17 protein-coding genes are annotated in these 16,648 nt (G+C 32.2%); 2 read left to right on the forward strand and 15 right to left on the reverse strand.

Annotated features, from left to right (window positions below; all coding sequences use genetic code 11):
• Positions 1-38 precede the first annotated feature (38 nt).
• The 15 genes from BCR21_RS06180 to BCR21_RS06250 form a co-directional block, all read right to left on the reverse strand.
• Positions 39-623, reverse strand: a complete 585-nt coding sequence (locus BCR21_RS06180) for a VanZ family protein (protein ID WP_069645612.1) — start codon at positions 621-623, stop codon at positions 39-41.
• Positions 624-651: 28 nt separating this feature from the next.
• On the reverse strand, positions 652-2,061 hold the full coding sequence (locus tag BCR21_RS06185; protein WP_069645613.1) for a lipopolysaccharide biosynthesis protein: 1,410 nt from the start codon (positions 2,059-2,061) through the stop codon (positions 652-654).
• Positions 2,054-3,178: a polysaccharide pyruvyl transferase family protein gene (locus BCR21_RS06190; RefSeq protein ID WP_069645614.1), complete on the reverse strand. Its 1,125-nt coding sequence runs from the start codon at positions 3,176-3,178 to the stop codon at positions 2,054-2,056. Before BCR21_RS06190 ends, BCR21_RS06185 begins: the two co-directional genes overlap by 8 nt.
• Positions 3,179-3,194: 16 nt before the next feature.
• Positions 3,195-4,130 (reverse strand): glycosyltransferase, encoded by a 936-nt coding sequence (locus BCR21_RS06195; RefSeq protein ID WP_069645615.1) that lies wholly within the window; start codon positions 4,128-4,130, stop codon positions 3,195-3,197.
• 97 nt (positions 4,131-4,227) lie between these two features.
• Positions 4,228-5,355: an EpsG family protein gene (locus BCR21_RS06200; protein ID WP_069645616.1), complete on the reverse strand. Its 1,128-nt coding sequence runs from the start codon at positions 5,353-5,355 to the stop codon at positions 4,228-4,230.
• Between the two features lie 61 nt (positions 5,356-5,416).
• Entirely contained in the window at positions 5,417-6,349 is a 933-nt protein-coding gene (locus BCR21_RS06205) for a capsular polysaccharide synthesis protein (RefSeq protein WP_084013247.1), read from the reverse strand.
• 18 nt (positions 6,350-6,367) lie between these two features.
• Positions 6,368-7,330, reverse strand: a complete 963-nt coding sequence (locus BCR21_RS06210) for a glycosyltransferase family 2 protein (protein WP_069645617.1) — start codon at positions 7,328-7,330, stop codon at positions 6,368-6,370.
• 9 nt (positions 7,331-7,339) lie between these two features.
• A complete protein-coding gene (locus BCR21_RS06215; RefSeq protein WP_069645618.1) occupies positions 7,340-8,458 on the reverse strand; it encodes a glycosyltransferase in 1,119 nt (372 codons plus the stop codon).
• A gap of 52 nt (positions 8,459-8,510) precedes the next feature.
• A complete protein-coding gene (locus BCR21_RS06220; RefSeq protein WP_338031216.1) occupies positions 8,511-9,179 on the reverse strand; it encodes a sugar transferase in 669 nt (222 codons plus the stop codon).
• Positions 9,180-9,307: 128 nt separating this feature from the next.
• On the reverse strand, positions 9,308-10,072 hold the full coding sequence (locus BCR21_RS16980; RefSeq protein ID WP_069645620.1) for a tyrosine-protein phosphatase: 765 nt from the start codon (positions 10,070-10,072) through the stop codon (positions 9,308-9,310).
• Between the two features lie 26 nt (positions 10,073-10,098).
• A complete protein-coding gene (locus BCR21_RS06230) occupies positions 10,099-10,800 on the reverse strand; it encodes a CpsD/CapB family tyrosine-protein kinase (RefSeq protein WP_069645621.1) in 702 nt (233 codons plus the stop codon).
• 11 nt (positions 10,801-10,811) lie between these two features.
• A complete protein-coding gene (locus tag BCR21_RS06235) occupies positions 10,812-11,645 on the reverse strand; it encodes a YveK family protein (protein ID WP_069645622.1) in 834 nt (277 codons plus the stop codon).
• 156 nt (positions 11,646-11,801) lie between these two features.
• Positions 11,802-12,617 (reverse strand): hypothetical protein, encoded by an 816-nt coding sequence (locus BCR21_RS06240; protein WP_069645623.1) that lies wholly within the window; start codon positions 12,615-12,617, stop codon positions 11,802-11,804.
• A gap of 94 nt (positions 12,618-12,711) precedes the next feature.
• Positions 12,712-13,686 (reverse strand): diaminopimelate epimerase, encoded by a 975-nt coding sequence (gene dapF / locus BCR21_RS06245; protein WP_069645624.1) that lies wholly within the window; start codon positions 13,684-13,686, stop codon positions 12,712-12,714.
• A gap of 129 nt (positions 13,687-13,815) precedes the next feature.
• The gene (locus tag BCR21_RS06250; RefSeq protein WP_069645625.1) at positions 13,816-14,424 is read right to left on the reverse strand and encodes a superoxide dismutase; all 609 of its coding nucleotides are present in this window, start codon (positions 14,422-14,424) and stop codon (positions 13,816-13,818) included.
• 168 nt (positions 14,425-14,592) lie between these two features.
• On the opposite strand from BCR21_RS06250, the gene BCR21_RS06255 reads away from it, so the two are divergent.
• Positions 14,593-15,405, forward strand: coding sequence for a DUF1189 domain-containing protein (locus BCR21_RS06255; RefSeq protein WP_069645626.1), 813 nt, complete (start codon positions 14,593-14,595; stop codon positions 15,403-15,405).
• 142 nt (positions 15,406-15,547) lie between these two features.
• The gene (gene ispG / locus BCR21_RS06260; protein WP_069645627.1) at positions 15,548-16,639 is read left to right on the forward strand and encodes a flavodoxin-dependent (E)-4-hydroxy-3-methylbut-2-enyl-diphosphate synthase; all 1,092 of its coding nucleotides are present in this window, start codon (positions 15,548-15,550) and stop codon (positions 16,637-16,639) included.
• The last annotated feature ends 9 nt before the right edge of the window (positions 16,640-16,648 follow it).

Genomic DNA, 16,648 nt, shown 5'->3' on the forward strand with positions numbered 1-16,648 from the left:
GCATGATATCTTAATGTATTTGTAAAATAATAACAAACTTATGCGATTCTATTTTTCTCTATTTCCAAATTCTTCAAATGTCTTCTTACATAATAGCCCACACACATTCCAGAAACGTTTAAAATAATGTCTAATAATGAGAACGTTCCTACATAAAAATAGTATTGTGCGGTTTCAATTCCTGTGACTACGAACAAACTCAAAACAACTGTTTGTAAAGCCTGCAATCTTTTAAATAAAATACCAAAAGGGATAAAACCAACAAAATTCAATATACTTTCACTTATTCCACCTGCATACATCCAATCTGTTAAAATATTTAAACTAACATCATGATTATTTGATTGTTTAAGAAAAAGAAATATGAACAACAGACAAAAATAACAGATATAAAAAGCATAGCTATAAATCGCTAAAATCTTTTTCGTATATAACTGGATCAATAGAAAAAACGACATGAAAAAACAAGTTAGGAATAGGATTGAATATGAAGAATTTATTGCATTAAAAACTTTAACTAATTGCGTGTATCTTTCTATTAACAAGATTAACAATCTAGTAAAAAAGAACGCCACCAACAAACTAACAAAAATAAACACACTGTATAATTTTATATTTTTCATTCTCTCCCCTAATTAAGTGTGTTAATTTTTATCTTTTTTTATTTAATTTTACTCTTAAGAATTGAAAGATTAAAACAAATATCTCTTTACCAATAGAAAGAGTACAAAAAAACAATATTACCTCTACTATCATCAATTTAACTCCATCCAAGAAGTACAAAAAAACGATTTGAAGTGCAATTACTAGATGAAACATGAGCATAATTTTAACGTTAATTGTCATATGAATAAATTTCTTAGTATCAAAATATCTGATTACAAATATTAAAAAAAAGCTAACCATAGAACTAATACCCACTCCAATTGTTCCTATAGATGGAATTAGTAAAAGATTTAAAATAACACTAGCCAGAGCTCCAATAATTGATGAGAGAAATACTCCTTGCGTTTTTTTAGCAGCAATATAATTTGTTCCGAGAAAGCCAGAATAGCTTGAATATACCACCGCTAATAATAATGGTGGAACAATCTCCCAAGAATTATAGAAATCCACATTAATAACTAATTTTACTAATGGTTTTAAAATCATTAGTAACCCTGAAGCTCCCAAAAGCATTACAATAGAAAAATAATTAAATACTTTTGAATAGAATGCCGACTTATCCTCAGAATCAAATTCTTCAATTGCTGACATTTGCCAGGCTTGCATAAAAATTGTATTTAAAAGTGATACTAAGCTAGGAATTTTATTTGCAACAGCTAAAAGGCCATTTGCAGAACTACCAATAAAAAATACAACAAAATATCGGCTTGACGCGTTCATTAACCACCACATAATTGCATTAGGAATTAATGGTAGACTATAAATTAAAAGTCTTCTTATCAATTCTTTATCTAATTTGTTAAAGTGAATAAATGACCAAATTTTCAGTACACAAGCAATATATATAATTGTTATTATATTTGCTAATACCAAAGATATAAGATAACCTTGTATCCCCATTTTGAAGATAACCAGTAAAATAATATTTAATACAGCAGTAACAAATGTTAGTAGAACTCCACTAAGAGCATATACTTTAATTTTGTCAATTCCTCTAGCAAACTGAGCAAATGTTGTTTGAAGTGCCTGTAGTATCAATATCCAATATAAGTAATACCAAAAATGATTTGATAATGGAAAAAGAAATGACAGACAGATAATTCCTAAACTACTAGCAATAGCCATAATAAAAAGTAGAAACACACTATTTGTAAAAACTTTCTCTTTCGATTCATTTTTATCCATAACAAAACGGATAACACCATCAAAAATATTTAAAGATACGATTGGAAGCAACAAACTGACTGTTGTCATTAACAAATCAACTGATCCATATTCTGTCGGAGTAAGCGAATAGGTATACAGGGGGACTAATAAAATCAACAATAATTTACTTCCAAAATTACCAATAGTGAAAATAATAGAGTTACTTATTAATTTTTGATACTTACTCATCATGATTCATCCTATTAATTCTTTCAATTAAGGGGGTATATTCCCCTTTTAAAGAAAAATCAAAATCTTTTGCATTTAGCACATCTTGAATCATTGACTCAATCTCACTATTTGAGTGATCATCAACAAGCCGAATAAAGCCACATTCTGATAGCCAGTGCTGATACGTTGATTCAATCTTATGATTTCCATTTTTGAAAACGATACACGGAGTCTTCGTAATAAAAGCAAAAATCATGCCATGGAGTCTGTCTGTAATAGCAAGTTCATGCTCAGCAATCTCTTTCCACTTCTCTACTAATATTTTTTTTCTCGATTTCTGTGGAATTGTTTTTCCAGCTTCTAATGTTGTGTCACTTTGAGTAATAGCATTTGAAAAAAATTTCAAAAGAATCCCATTTAATTGATCTATTGTTTCATTTGAAATCACTTTTTCATTATCAGTTCGAAGTAGTGTAATTACCCCTTTTCGTTCTTTTTTTTCAAATTCTTGTGAAATATCAAGGGACATAACAATATCAGGAACTAATTCAACAAATGAATCTGGATAATTCTCCTTCATTATACTAAAACTAACAGGCTCTCTAGCGAAAAAACTCCATTTAGGATTTTTATAATTTTTTTTACTCAATTTTAACATTTTTTTTCCAACTTTAGTTTGCTCAAAATAGATTGATTGGGGGAAGGATACAATTTCCCAATCAATCATATTCTTTACAACTTTTTCACGAACAATTTCTACAGCCGGATATAATGAACCTAAATTCCCCCCACCGTGAAACAATACCTTGTCCTCTTTTGATATTAGAGATGGAAGTATTTCTGAAAACTCTGGGACATAAATTTCTGGAATTTCAATATATTGAAATTCAGGAAATTCTTTTTTAATAAACATGTATTCCGCATACACGATTGCAGCATCTCCAATATTTCCATGTTCAGGAGTACCAACTACAATAAATTTAGCACCATTGCTCTTCAATTCTTTCATTATTTTATTAAAAAACTCATCTGTACTGAGGTCCCTTTTTCTTGAATATTTAACTTTAAAATAGTAGTAGAACAATAATTGAAACTTATCTGGATTATCTACTATCCATTTTTTTATTTTTTTCATGGGTAAATTAGTCCTTTCAGTATACTCTTAAAGCAAATTGAATATACAGCATTTTTATAAATTCTCTTCGAAAATATTTTGAATTCACGCTTGCTTTAAAAATAGTCATCAACATCTTCATGAAGTTTCCTCTATTTTTTATTTTCAGCTCTACTATGTATTTAGAATATTTTATTTTCTCTCCTTCTGGAATCTGAAGAATCTTATTTAAATGTTCTATATCATAATAATCCATTCCTTCAGCTTTTCTTTTCTTATGAAGTTCCACAATATACTTGCTTATAATTTGAGAAACCAATGCCGTATCATAGCCCATACTTGTATTTCGGATTCTATATTGTCCTAGTTTTTCTTTCATGTGGTAAATCATCACGTTAGAATCTATCGCTCTTAAAGCAAAGTCATAGTCTTCAGCTGCTGGAAATGTGCGATAACCATGTAATTTTTCGTAGACATCTCTTCGAACCATCCAAGTTGGATGCACTAAAACATTTACTACTGGTAATATTTTTTTCAATTTTTCAATATTATATTCTTTTGTTCTAGCTTCTCTAACTAAACACCCATCATCATCAATAATATCTACATTTCCACTAATAAAATCAATTGTTGGTTGCTCTTTAAATTTATTCAATTGGCGCTCTAACCTTTTTTTGTCCGCAATATCATCTGCATCAATACGAGCAATAAAGTCCCCTTCTGATAACGCTATAGCCTTATTTAGTGATTCAGCTAAGCCAATATTTTGTTCATTAATCACTACCTTCACGCGACTATCTTTTACTGTCCATTCTTTTAGATAATTTATGTTTTCAAAATTAAATGGGTTATCTACTATAATAAGAAATTCAAAATTTGTATATGTTTGATTTATTATTGATTCTACAGCATCTTTTAGCCAATCTAGATTTTCATTATAAACACTCATTAACACAGAAACTTTTTCTCTCATCAACAAATCAACCTTTCAAAAAAATATTATCAATCTAACAAACTACTTATGATTTGATAGTATTTAAATTTTTCCATAAACTTACTCTCACGAAAATTTATATCCCCAAAATTTCTGACGTAAATGGATATATTTCACCATTCCCACCAACAACAACTTGTAAAAACCATACTAGAAATAAATAGGCAATAAATAATAAATAGCATAAAAACCTAATATTCTTATCTTTAATTGAATACCTTATTATCAAGGGATAAGAGATAATTTTAAATACCGATAAATACAAGATAACGCGACTAACTGTGATATCAATCGTTCTCAACGAGATAAAGATCAAATCCATCATAGTTATTAAAAACATAAAAGAAAAAAATAGGTTTTTCTTTACTAAAGATTTATATGAGATAATCCACCATACAGCGATTGGTAGACGCATTCCAATAGTTGATAATGAAACTTCTGACTCTGATTGATTGTTCCCAATGTATTGTTCAAATTTATTCCCAATTATACCCGTTTTAGTTAGCATACTTAAAATAGTTACGGCCGACACAGATACTACTAGTGCGGAGAGTAGTATTGTCAGATGCAACTTCAAAGTATTTTTAGACTTTTCTAAAATTATATATAAGAACAAAATTGCAAAACCAACTATTGCTGAATTATGAAAAAGCAAACTGCAAAACAACATGACTATTCCCAAACGCTTCTTTGAGGTCATAAATAAACTTATTCCAAAGAACACGAATGCCATAGCAACAGACTGTCTCATAATATTTAATGTATTTCCATAAAACAAGAAAAGATATGTTAAGAAAGAAAATGGTACACTAACCCATTGTCTAAATCTTGTAATACCTAGATAAAATAATCCATTTGTTATAATTCCTAGTACAAAATAAAAAATATGAATGTTAGTTGTAAACCTACTTACCAGATAATTCAATGCCTGATAACCATACTCCACGTCTAAATTGTAAAAAGAACGGGTCAAATCTAGATAGTCAAAAAATCTATAACTAAAAACTGCTAGTTCGAAATACTTATTCCCATAAACCCTAATATCTGTTCCTATTGTAAAATCGCGAGTACCATTTAGAATTGATATAGTAACAATAAGCAACATCACCAATAAGCCATAAAAATACTTGTTGCCTCTATTTCTAACCACTTCCGAAAAAAAAGATAATATTGTGGCTACTACAAAAAAAAGAATATAAATCACCGTATCACCTACTTTTAGTCCTACAAATGCTGAATTTTTTTCTACATATATAAGTTATTTTTTAATTATCCCTAATCAACTGACCATAAAACGTCATTTCTGTTTTATCCATAGTCTTATCATTAATTTTATAAGAAAGTTTAAATATATCTGTGTCTTTTTTCAGTTCTAAAAACTTTTTTTCCGAATAAACTTGCCCTAAATATGGCGCTAGTTCAAATAAGTTTGGATTAGATGGTATCCTATTTTCGACAAAAAATCTGAGTCCACCAATATTTTCTAAATAAGCAATTTCTAATCCATAATCGATCAAAAAATAATCTATTAGTTTTTCTTCATTATTCCAATATTTCAAAAAGAAGTCGCACATAAAATGGAATAAAGCATCATTTGAAGGTCCCCCTATCAAAAAACCCGTCCATTTACCTTCTGAAATATTAAAAAGTTCATTATCTTCATATGGTCCACTCGTATAAAAATTGGAGAAATACTGACTATTTAAAGGTGAAACCGTTAGTAATGTAGCATCCATCCACAGTCCACCATAATTTTTCAGCAAATTAAATCGTACAATATCACTAAAATGAGTATAAGTTATTGTTCCATCTTCTAGTTTTTGCATAATTATATCTGATATAGTGATATATTGATCTAAATTTTCTTCCGATAAAATAATAACTTCACAATCAAGAGTGTTTTGTCTAATACTATTAATACAAGATTGTACTATTTCAGGTGCTAACATTTCACCTTGTAACCATAAAATCCAGATATACTTACTATTACCGTTCTTACTAGATTCTATCGTTGATAGATTTTTATATTCATCAATTGTATCTGAACACGTATTTCTTAGGTATGCTAAATTTATTTCATGACGCCATTTATTGAATTTTCTACTAAAAAAAGAATTCACCTTCAATTTTCTTAATATTTTTGAAAGAATAAAGGTACTTTTAGATAATCTATACATTAAGTTACTTTTTAAGTCCATTTAATCTTCCTCCGATTATTAATTTGCTATTTTAAAGGCAACTCTAAAGATTTTCCTGCCCAGTAAGCTTATTGCTGCACCAATTCTGGCTTTAGCATTTTTTGACTTATTTAATATTACATTTTTTCTATATTTTTTAATTAGAGTCCAAAGTATTTCATTTTCTTTTATATATTTATTATTGTTTGAAGGGATTTGCAACCATACATTTGAATACGCAGCAAATAATCTATTTGATACTGCTATTTCTAAATCAGGATATTTCGTTTGGATGTAGGTAGATAAATCTTCTCCAATTTCAACAATATCCATTTTATTACGACTAAAAGATTTATTGATTATGCTATTTTTATGTTGTACATAAAAATAATCAACAGAATCCATATAACTTACTTTGCTACTTTTCTCAATCAATTTATACATTATTGCCATGTCTTCATAATATTTACCGACAGGAAACTTCACTTCAGAGAAATATTCTTTAGGAAACATCTTCCCCCAAACCTCAGTATCAGGATTTTGATAAAGAATTGCCTCCATCGTTTGCTTTCCTGTCAATAACTCTATCTTTGGGGAAGAAGTTATTTTTCTCCCTATGATTATTCCATCCTCATCCACTAGTTGTCGCTTAAGCATAGAAATATCTGCACCCATTTGAATACCTTGGTAAAGGTTATATACATAAGTATCACTCACATAATCATCACCATCGACAAAAGTAATATATTCTCCATTAGCATTTTTAAGTCCGATATTTCTAGCAGAACCCATACCACCATTGTTCTGTCCATACACAGCTATTCTTCTGTCGCTTAATGCCCATTGTTTCAACTTACTATTAGAAGCATCTGATGATCCATCATCAATTAAAATTATTTCTATATGCTTATATGTTTGATTAACTAAAGAATCTACACACTTATCAATATATTTTTCAAGATTATAGACTGGAACAATAATTGAAACCAATTTTTCTGACATTTTTTCTCCTTATTTTTTTAAAAGGGTAACATAGTAATTCAAAAGTTTAGAAGCCTCAGTATAAATATTATATCCATTATTATCCGCTTCGCTTATATTCCCTACTCTCTTTTCAACTGGTATAGTCAAAAAACATTCTATCCATCGCTCTCTGGGTTTCATTAAATCAATTTGATAAAACCTATTACTTATTTTCGCATCTATAGGAACTTTTGTTGAAGTGATTACTGGTAAACCAGAAATTTGAGCTTCTACCGCCACCATTCCTAATCCTTCATAATTCGAAGGAAATAAAAAAATATCCATAATTTGATAATATTCATGAATATTATCAGTATTTGAGAAAAAAGTTACTTTGTCTCCAATGCCATATGCTAAAACTTTTTTTTCTAATTCTAGTTTTAAAGGACCTTCTCCAATCAAAAGAAGTTTTGCATTTCCTTTTTTCTTTAACACTTCATTAAATAATTCTACAATAAATGCCTGATTCTTCTGCCAAACAAACCGACCAATATTACCAATAACAAAATCATCTTTAGTGAAACCTAATTCATTTCTAAGAGTATTTCTAACTATTGGGTCATAATCAAATTTTTCAAGTTCAATTGCATTCTTTATTATCTCTAATTGCGTACTTGCAATTTTTTTCCCAAAAAGCCATCTCCCAGCATACAGGGTAGGAGCCGCATAATGTGTAGGATAAATAGTTGAAAACAATCTCAAAATATATTTCATAGCATTTTTTTTGGTTTCTCCTGGAGCAGCCGTACTATGGTTATGGGCAATTCTGATTGGAACTCCACATTTTTTTGCTATTCTTAGCGGAAAAAAGCTTAATGAATTTATATGAGAATGAACGATTTGATAGTGTTCTTTGTTAAATAAAGATTCTAAATCTTTATTGTACCTTCTTATTGATTGGTACGGAGAAACTTCAAATATTCTACCACCTAATTGAGTAATTTCCTCTTTAGGAACAATCGTAGAATCACTATCTATTATAAAATCAAATTGAATTTTAGAATGGTCAATTTGACGGTAATAATTCATTACAACTGCTTCGATTCCTCCACCAATCATTTTCCCCATAATCATGGCAACTCTAATTATTTTTTTTTCATCGTCCATTAGTATCGATCTCCTGCATTATTTTTAACTAGACTTATTAATTAATTGTTTACTAGTACGCACCATTATCATCTGAACTAATTAAAAACATAATCTTAATCGTTTGAAAAATAATCTTAAAATCATTCCAAATTGACTGATGTTCAATATACTCTAAATCAAAATCAACCATATCATCAAAATGAACGTCGTTTCTGCCTCTAACCTGCCACAAACCTGTACATCCTGGTTTGACACTTAATCGTTGCATATCGCGTTGACTATACGCAACTACTTCTCTTTGCAACGGTGGTCTGGGACCCACTAATGACATTTCTCCTTTTAAAACATTCAATAGTTGAGGTAATTCATCGATACTTGTTTTCCGAATTTTTTTTCCAATTTTTGTTACTCTAGGATCTTCTTTTATTTTGAACATAGCTCCTTCAATCTCGTTTAATTCAATCAAATCGTGTAGCTGTTCTTCTGCATCTATGCACATGGAGCGAAATTTGTACATGGTAAATAAACGCCCCTGTTTGCCAACTCTTTTCTGAGAAAAGACAACTGGGCCGTTCGGATCTTCTTTTCGTATCAAAAAAGCCACAACTAGAAACACTGGGCTTAATAAAATTAGGCCAAGTACGCTACCAAAAATATCCACAATTCTTTTGAACAATCTAAGAAATAAAGATTGTTGTCCAAAATCATTTTTTTGCTGAACACGTTTACCAACATCCACAAACTTTCCCTCCAAATTTTCCACTCCTTTTAACACAAAAACTGCTTACCAACAACTTTTTTCCATATTATGTTTAATTAAATAATTACTATGTAACCGCACATACCAACAACTGTGTAGCTACTTTTTTAAAACAAACCAAATCTTTTCAATTTGATTTCCTTGAACTCTGGTCTTTGTACATCATCCCCATTTAAAATATCTCTAGCCATTTGCTGCATTGCTTTGACAGGTTCAACACCCATATCTTTTTCAATCGCATCATAGGCTTTTTTCATAAAAAAACCACGTTTGTTAATATTGTGTGCATCAGAAGCCATCATATAGACCATATTATGAGCAACCATCTGTTTTGCGGTTCGTTCGATTTGTTTTCCAAAAACACCAATATAACTTGGCGCTGTCAGTTGGGTCAATACTCCCATCTCTAAAAACGGCAACAGTCTGTTAGGATCTTGAATAAATTTGCTGTTTCTTTCTGGATGAACGATTACTGGCGTATGACCTGCTTTTAACAATTCAAAAAATAAATGTTCCGTATATGCAGGAATATCGTTAGTAGGAAATTCAATTAAAATATAACGATTATTAAGGTCTGTAAATAAAATATCCCCGGTTTGGATTTGCTCCACTAAATCCCCACCAACCCTAACCTCTTGTCCTTCAAACAAGACAAGGGGAATACTTCTAATATCCAATTCTTTCTGCAAAGCTACCACATGAGTAATTACCTGTCCAGCAGGATTATCATATTTACCATTGTTATGATGAGGTGTACAAAGAATATGGGTAATCCCTTGTTTAACGGCCATTCTAGCCATATCAAGTGAGTCATCAATTGTTTTCGCCCCATCATCAATCCCTGGTAATATATGGCAATGTAAATCAATCATCGGATTATTTCCTTCCTACCTGTTATTTACGAACCGTAGTAATAACCTTGATCTGCTATATTCTTGGATCCGTTGTATACAACACCGAGAATATTCGCGTCCACCAACTCTAACAAATTTTTAGCTTTCAATAACGAATCCCTTTTTGAAACATTCTCTCGAACAACTAAAATCGTTCCATCTGATTTTGAAGATACAATTTGTGCATCGGTCACAGCTACAACTGGCGGCAGATCAAAGATTACTAAATCGTATTGTTGTTTTAATTCCACCATTAATTCTTTCATGCGTCTAGAATCCAGCAACTCTGAAGGGTTAGGTGGTTTAGGGCCACTTGTTATCAAAAATAAATTATCGACACCTGATGATTGAACAACTTGATGTAATACTGTTTCACGACTGCCTAACAAAGTACTTAAACCACGTACATTATCTAACGAAAATGTTTTTGCTACTGTAGGTTTACGCATATCTGCATCTACCAACAATACACGTTTGCCTGAATTGGCAAATACAATTGCTAAATTTGCAGATGTAGTGGATTTCCCTTCACTTGGACCTGAGGACGTAATCACTAATGTTTTTAGATCTCTATCGACCATAGCATATTGTATATTCGTGCGAATTGTTCGATATTGTTCTGAAATCGGTGAAGATTTATCGGCTAAAGTAATTAAACTTACGGCTTTGGTTTTCTGTTTTTTTTGAGGTCTTATTTTATTTGTCATCTTATACTCCTTTAAACTCGTGGCCGACTTCTGCGTGCTGGTGCAGAATTATCTGGTTTATCGTTCTCTTTTGGCATTGTTCTTGGAATGTCTTTATTAAGATTTCGCGGCTCAACTGAAGGCATTACTAAATTGGAAGGCGTACGAATTGCTTTTGCACTAAGTTCCTTTGCGGTCATATTAGGAACAACACCTAATATCGTAAAGCCTAGCTCATCTTCAACGAAACCATCATCTTTGATTGTTTTATCGAATAACTCTAAAATAAAGGCCACAGCTATTCCAAACACAATGCCCAGAGCTAGACCAATCATCAAGTTAATTTTATTATTTGGCGAGACGGGTTTCACATTTGCAGTCGCTGCAGATATAATCGTAATTTTATCGACATTCACCATATCTTTCGCTTGCTCCTGAAAAACTAAAGCAGTCTGATTGGCTATATTTTGGGCTACGATTGGATCAGTTACTTTAGAAACGATAGAAAACATTTGTGAGTTTTGTGATTGATTTACTGAAATGCTTGCGCCTAATGCTTCAACAGATAAATCATTTTGATGCTCCGTTTTCATTCTTTGCTGTACTTCTGTCATTACGGTGTCACTTTTGATCAAATCTTTATACGTGTTGATCATTTGCAGATTTCCATTGATGTCATTGACATTCGTTGTTTCATTTTGTGGTAATCGAACGATTAATTGTGCCTGAGAACTATATTTAGGGGTAATCACAAAATAAGTCAATATTCCAGCAACACCTAATCCTAAAAACATACTGACAATGATTAAACCAATACGTTTCTTTAATACTCCCAATAATTCTTGTAAACTGATTGTCTCTTCCATTTTTTCCTCCAATTAATTCCATTACAAATAATTATAAATTCTAGCTGATTCAAGTACAAGGTTATTTGCAAAGAATGCATTATCAATTATTTAAACAATTGTTGAAATAATTGATAGCTTACATTTTTTCATTCTAAAAACACTTTACTATTTCAGTTATTCACTTGATGGAACTTCTTCTTGTCCACTTACTAAATCCCCTATTTCTTGCTTTTCTAGCTGTTTATCAATTATATCCAACTTATCAAATAATTCTTTTTTCAATGTTTCATTTTTAATCTGGGGTAGCTGATTAAAAATAAGAATGATGTTTTCGATCGTTGCATCACTCGTTAATCCACCATCTCGTTCCATCATATCAATTGATTGTTTTATATCCTTATATTGTTTAACCTGTGTATCCATCTCATCTAAAAAAGTGGTGACGGCTGTGCTCCACTGAGTTTCAGTTTTAGAAATGTTATTACGAATCTTTGAAATTTTTTCCGCAGTTGTAGTTTCCTTTATAACAATCTCTCCATTACCTGCTGTCCAATCAATTGGTGCTTGAACCAGTAATTCAGTCACTTGGTTTTGAATATCTCTTTTATTTTTGATATCTTCCATTTTAACCATTAATTCTTTTTTCCCTTGCGTTACTTCGGAAGTATTTGCAGAAAAATCTTTGCTTTCTATACCAAAATCAATTGCTTCGGTCTTCAAAGTGATGATGCTTCTTTCAACATCCCTTAATTCCTCTTTTTCTATTGGATCTGCTAGAAATTCTTCCTGATCGTTTTGATAAAATTGACTGATTTTTTTATTCAGCCGTTTGATTCTTGCAGCTTCCTCTTTTATCGTTGATTTTGCATGCTCAACTTTTCGTCGCTGTTCCTGATTAGTATTTGATCTAATTCCTAAAAAACAGATGCAAATTGAAACGAGGATAACCATTATGTAAATACCTTTAACAACCCAATTACTTTTTACCACTATTACACTCCTCTTAAAGATACCTTTCTATTAAATAACCAGCTTTTTCATTATGATATTCTGGGCATACCAACCCTGAATATCTGCTGTTCATTTATTTTATAGATTCTAAAAATCCTATATAATCTGCTTGTTCAGTTGTTTCTTTAATCGTAGCTTTTTCAAAGTGACCTTCTGTGAAATCTATTAAAGCTCCAGATATTAGGTGGGTAACTGTCGCATTCCCAATCAGTTCCATCCAATAGCCATCTGAATCTGCCTCATGTACCACCGTTTTTACCATACCACCCGTATTTTTGACAGCAATCGTTTCATTAAACTCTCCTTCATGCAATAATACATACATTAAGCTGCTTGCACACATCGCAGTTCCACAAGCACTTGTAAAGCCAACTCCACGTTCGAAAGTTCGCACAAACAATTCGTTATTTCCTAATATTTCCACAAAACTCACATTGACACCGTCAGGAAAAATCGGATTGTCTCCATTTGCATAGGTCGCAATTCGTTCAAACTCTTTTCCCATAAGTGTTTGATGATCAACAAATGTAATCAAATGGGGATTAGGAACAGCTACGACTGAAAATCTCAAATCACTTGATAATTCTGGAATCACTTCATCGATTATCGTATTATTTGTAGTATGCATCGGGATTGCTTCAGCCTCGAAGCGAACAGGTGAAATCTCCACTTGATAGGTCGCCACTTGTTTGGCTAAATTGGGTGCTTGTCTCACTTTGAGATCTGCAAACATGGTTTCTATAGTGAAAGATTCTTTGTCATATTTTTCAGCTAAATATCTAGCAACTGTGCGTAATCCGTTACCGCACATGCTGGCTTCGCTACCATCACTATTGATTACGCGCATCTTAGCTAATGATTCTCCCTTAGCTACCTTTTCTACAAGTAACAGGCCATCTGCTCCATTAAGTAAACCATTATCTCTATCACACAAATAGGTACGTAAAGCATCGATTTCTTTATCTGTAAAGGCACGCTCCAATTGTGTTTCATCTATTAAAAAGAACTCATTTTCTGATCCGTGAACTTTTTGCATCGTTATATTCATTATAAAACTCCTTTACACAATGCTCTCCATTTTTTTATTCTTAACTATAAGTATGCCACAAACAAAAAGAGGAAAACAGTGTAATTTACTGTTTTCCTCAAAAAGTTTCTAAAAATTTTATTTTTCAGATTATTTAGTTGCTGCGAAGCGTTTGTTAACTTCATCCCAGTTTACAAGATTCCAGAATGCATCAATGTAGTCTGGACGTACATTTTTATAGTTTAGATAGTACGCATGTTCCCAAACATCTAAGCCTAAAACAGGTGTTTTGCCATCCATTAATGGTGAATCTTGGTTAGGTGTTGAGGTAATTTCTAATTTACCGTTATTTAAAACTAACCACGCCCAACCTGAACCAAAGCGTCCAGTTGCAGCTGTTTTAAATTCTTCTTTTAATTTATCAAAACTACCAAATGCTGCATCGATAGCGTCTTTGATATCACCTGTTGGTGCGCCGCCAGCATTAGGAGCCATGATTTCCCAGAAGAATGAGTGATTCGCATGTCCGCCACCGTTATTACGTACAGCAGTACGAATATCTTCAGGAATACTATCCATGTCAGAAATCAACTCTTCTACTGATTTAGTCCCAAGTTCAGGATGTTTTTCGATTGCTGCATTTAAATTCGTCACATAAGTGTTATGGTGTTTGTCATGGTGTAGATGCATTGTTTCTACGTCAATATAAGGTTCTAATGCATCATAAGCATAAGGTAAATCTGGTAAAGTGTAAGTCATAATAAAATCCCTCCATCAATTAGGTATAACGTTTCATACATTTATAGCATAACAGATTTTATGGCAACCTTCAAAGTAATTGCTTACAAAGTTTGGACTAAACTTGTTTTTCCCTGTTAACTCCTTTAAAATGACGAGTGTACTCAATTTCAAGTCAGGAGAGAATTTATGAACTCATTTACACTTTTTAAACACTCATTATTTCAGCTAACTGATCTCCATCAGGCTAAAAAAATGCCGTTTTGGAAAGTCATTTTATATGTTGTTTTTCTAAGTATCATTCTTGCCCTTCCAATAACAAAACAAATCTTCTCTATAATGCAAGATATCAAAAGTGATGGACAAGAAATTGCCGCAAAATTACCAGATTTTAACATCACTGATGGAAAACTAAAAACAGCAAGCGGAGCTAAAGGATTTATTTATCAAACAAACTCGATTATTTTTACTTTTGATCCTGATGGAAAACGTTCACTTAATGATGTCACGGCTGATTCAGTCGGTAACGCTGTTGGTTTAGGCTTTTTACAGGATGAATTTGTCGTGTCTTTACCTAATTCAAGTGCCGCAGACTCTTTGCTAGGTACCAATCAATTTGAAGTTCCTTATGCTAAAGGGACCTTAGATGGTTTAAACAGTACGGATTTAAAAAAGGCCTTGGATGAAGCTAGTGTCCCTTTTTGGATAAAACTAATTGTGTTTGTCGTTACTTTATACCCAACTTTCATCAACTTGGTTATCAATTTACTTATGATCGCAATCGGCGCAAATCTTTACAGTAAGATTCGTTTGTACAAGCTACGATTTTTAGATTGCTTAAAAATTTCAACCTATTGTGCAACATTCCCTGTAATTGTTAGCAGTATTCTTCATTTTATTAATCGATCTTTTGACGATAGTTTTTTGATTGTTTTCGTTTCTTTATTGATCTTTTTCTTTGCGACACGTACTGAAGAGCGGCAAAATCCACCTTTAGCTTAATGTTAAGTCAAAATCACTTGATCTATTCTTAAACTTTTCTTACATTCTCAGGTGTATGATTATGTGATAAGATAAACCATGAATTATACTTGTTGAAATCTAATCAGCAAAATAATAGTGTAGCAATAAGGAGAGAATCATTATGGGAGAATTGACCCATCGTAAAAATACACGTCAAGTTAAGGTCGGCGACTTAACGATTGGCGGAAATGATGAATTATTCATTCAAAGTATGTGCACAACAAAAACACATGATATTGAAGGTACTGTAGCTCAAATCAAGCGTTTGGAAGATGCTGGCTGTCAAATCGTTCGAGTAGCTGTTCCAGATGATGCAGCAGCTGAAGCGTTAGGTGCTATCAAAAGTCAAATTTCAATTCCTTTAGTTGCTGATATTCATTTCGACTACCGCTTAGCATTAAAAGCAATCGAACAAGGTGTTGATAAGATCCGAATCAATCCTGGAAATATCGGACGTAAAGACCGTGTAGAAAAAGTTGTTACCGCTTGTAAATCTAAAGGGATACCAATAAGAATCGGTGTTAATGCGGGTTCTCTAGAAAAAAAATTCTTACAGCAATATGGTTATCCAACGGCTGAGGCTATGGTTGCCAGTGCTGTTGAACATATTAAAATACTTGAAGATTTAGAATTTTACGATATTATCGTTTCATTAAAAGCTAGTGATGTTAACTTAGCTATTGAAGCCTATACTTTAGCTGCACAAACGTTTGATTATCCTCTACATTTAGGAATCACTGAAGCTGGGACCAAATTTTCTGGCGGAATGAAGTCTGCCGCAGGACTTGGTGCATTGCTGTCTCGAGGTATCGGAAATACTTGTCGTGTTTCATTATCCGCTGATCCTGTAGAAGAAATCAAAGTGGCTAAAGAAGTTTTAAAAGCTTTTGGTTTAGCAAGTAATGCCGCTACATTGATTTCTTGTCCTACTTGCGGCCGAATCGAAATTGATTTGATTCCGATTGCTAATGAAATCGAAGAATATATCGAAAAAATCAAGGCTCCAATCAAAGTTGCTGTTTTAGGCTGTGCCGTTAATGGTCCCGGTGAAGCACGTGAAGCTGATATTGGGATTGCCGGTGGACATGGTAAAGGAATGCTTTTCAAAAAAGGCAAAATCATTCGTACCGTTCCAGAAGAAATTATGGTTGATGAGTTGAAAAAAGAAGTTGATAGTCTTGCCGCAGCATATGCTCGTGGAGAAAAAATATAATATAGATGA

The sequence above is a fragment of the Enterococcus ureasiticus genome (assembly GCF_001730285.1).
In the GTDB taxonomy this organism is placed as follows: Bacteria; Bacillota; Bacilli; order Lactobacillales; family Enterococcaceae; genus Enterococcus_L; species Enterococcus_L ureasiticus.

What these genes read in the sequence shown, in the direction of transcription:
- dapF (WP_069645624.1), bottom strand. Translation starts at nt 13,686, where the DNA reads ATGAATATAACGATGCAAAAAGTTCACGGATCAGAAAATGAGTTCTTT.
- BCR21_RS06210 (WP_069645617.1), bottom strand. Translation starts at nt 7,330, where the DNA reads ATGTCAGAAAAATTGGTTTCAATTATTGTTCCAGTCTATAATCTTGAA.
- BCR21_RS16980 (WP_069645620.1), bottom strand. Translation starts at nt 10,072, where the DNA reads ATGATTGATTTACATTGCCATATATTACCAGGGATTGATGATGGGGCG.
- BCR21_RS06215 (WP_069645618.1), bottom strand. Translation starts at nt 8,458, where the DNA reads ATGGACGATGAAAAAAAAATAATTAGAGTTGCCATGATTATGGGGAAA.
- ispG (WP_069645627.1), top strand. Translation starts at nt 15,548, where the DNA reads ATGGGAGAATTGACCCATCGTAAAAATACACGTCAAGTTAAGGTCGGC.
- BCR21_RS06180 (WP_069645612.1), bottom strand. Translation starts at nt 623, where the DNA reads ATGAAAAATATAAAATTATACAGTGTGTTTATTTTTGTTAGTTTGTTG.
- BCR21_RS06255 (WP_069645626.1), top strand. Translation starts at nt 14,593, where the DNA reads ATGAACTCATTTACACTTTTTAAACACTCATTATTTCAGCTAACTGAT.
- BCR21_RS06190 (WP_069645614.1), bottom strand. Translation starts at nt 3,178, where the DNA reads ATGAAAAAAATAAAAAAATGGATAGTAGATAATCCAGATAAGTTTCAA.
- BCR21_RS06195 (WP_069645615.1), bottom strand. Translation starts at nt 4,130, where the DNA reads ATGAGAGAAAAAGTTTCTGTGTTAATGAGTGTTTATAATGAAAATCTA.
- BCR21_RS06235 (WP_069645622.1), bottom strand. Translation starts at nt 11,645, where the DNA reads ATGGAAGAGACAATCAGTTTACAAGAATTATTGGGAGTATTAAAGAAA.
- BCR21_RS06250 (WP_069645625.1), bottom strand. Translation starts at nt 14,424, where the DNA reads ATGACTTACACTTTACCAGATTTACCTTATGCTTATGATGCATTAGAA.
- BCR21_RS06230 (WP_069645621.1), bottom strand. Translation starts at nt 10,800, where the DNA reads ATGACAAATAAAATAAGACCTCAAAAAAAACAGAAAACCAAAGCCGTA.
- BCR21_RS06205 (WP_084013247.1), bottom strand. Translation starts at nt 6,349, where the DNA reads ATGGACTTAAAAAGTAACTTAATGTATAGATTATCTAAAAGTACCTTT.
- BCR21_RS06185 (WP_069645613.1), bottom strand. Translation starts at nt 2,061, where the DNA reads ATGAGTAAGTATCAAAAATTAATAAGTAACTCTATTATTTTCACTATT.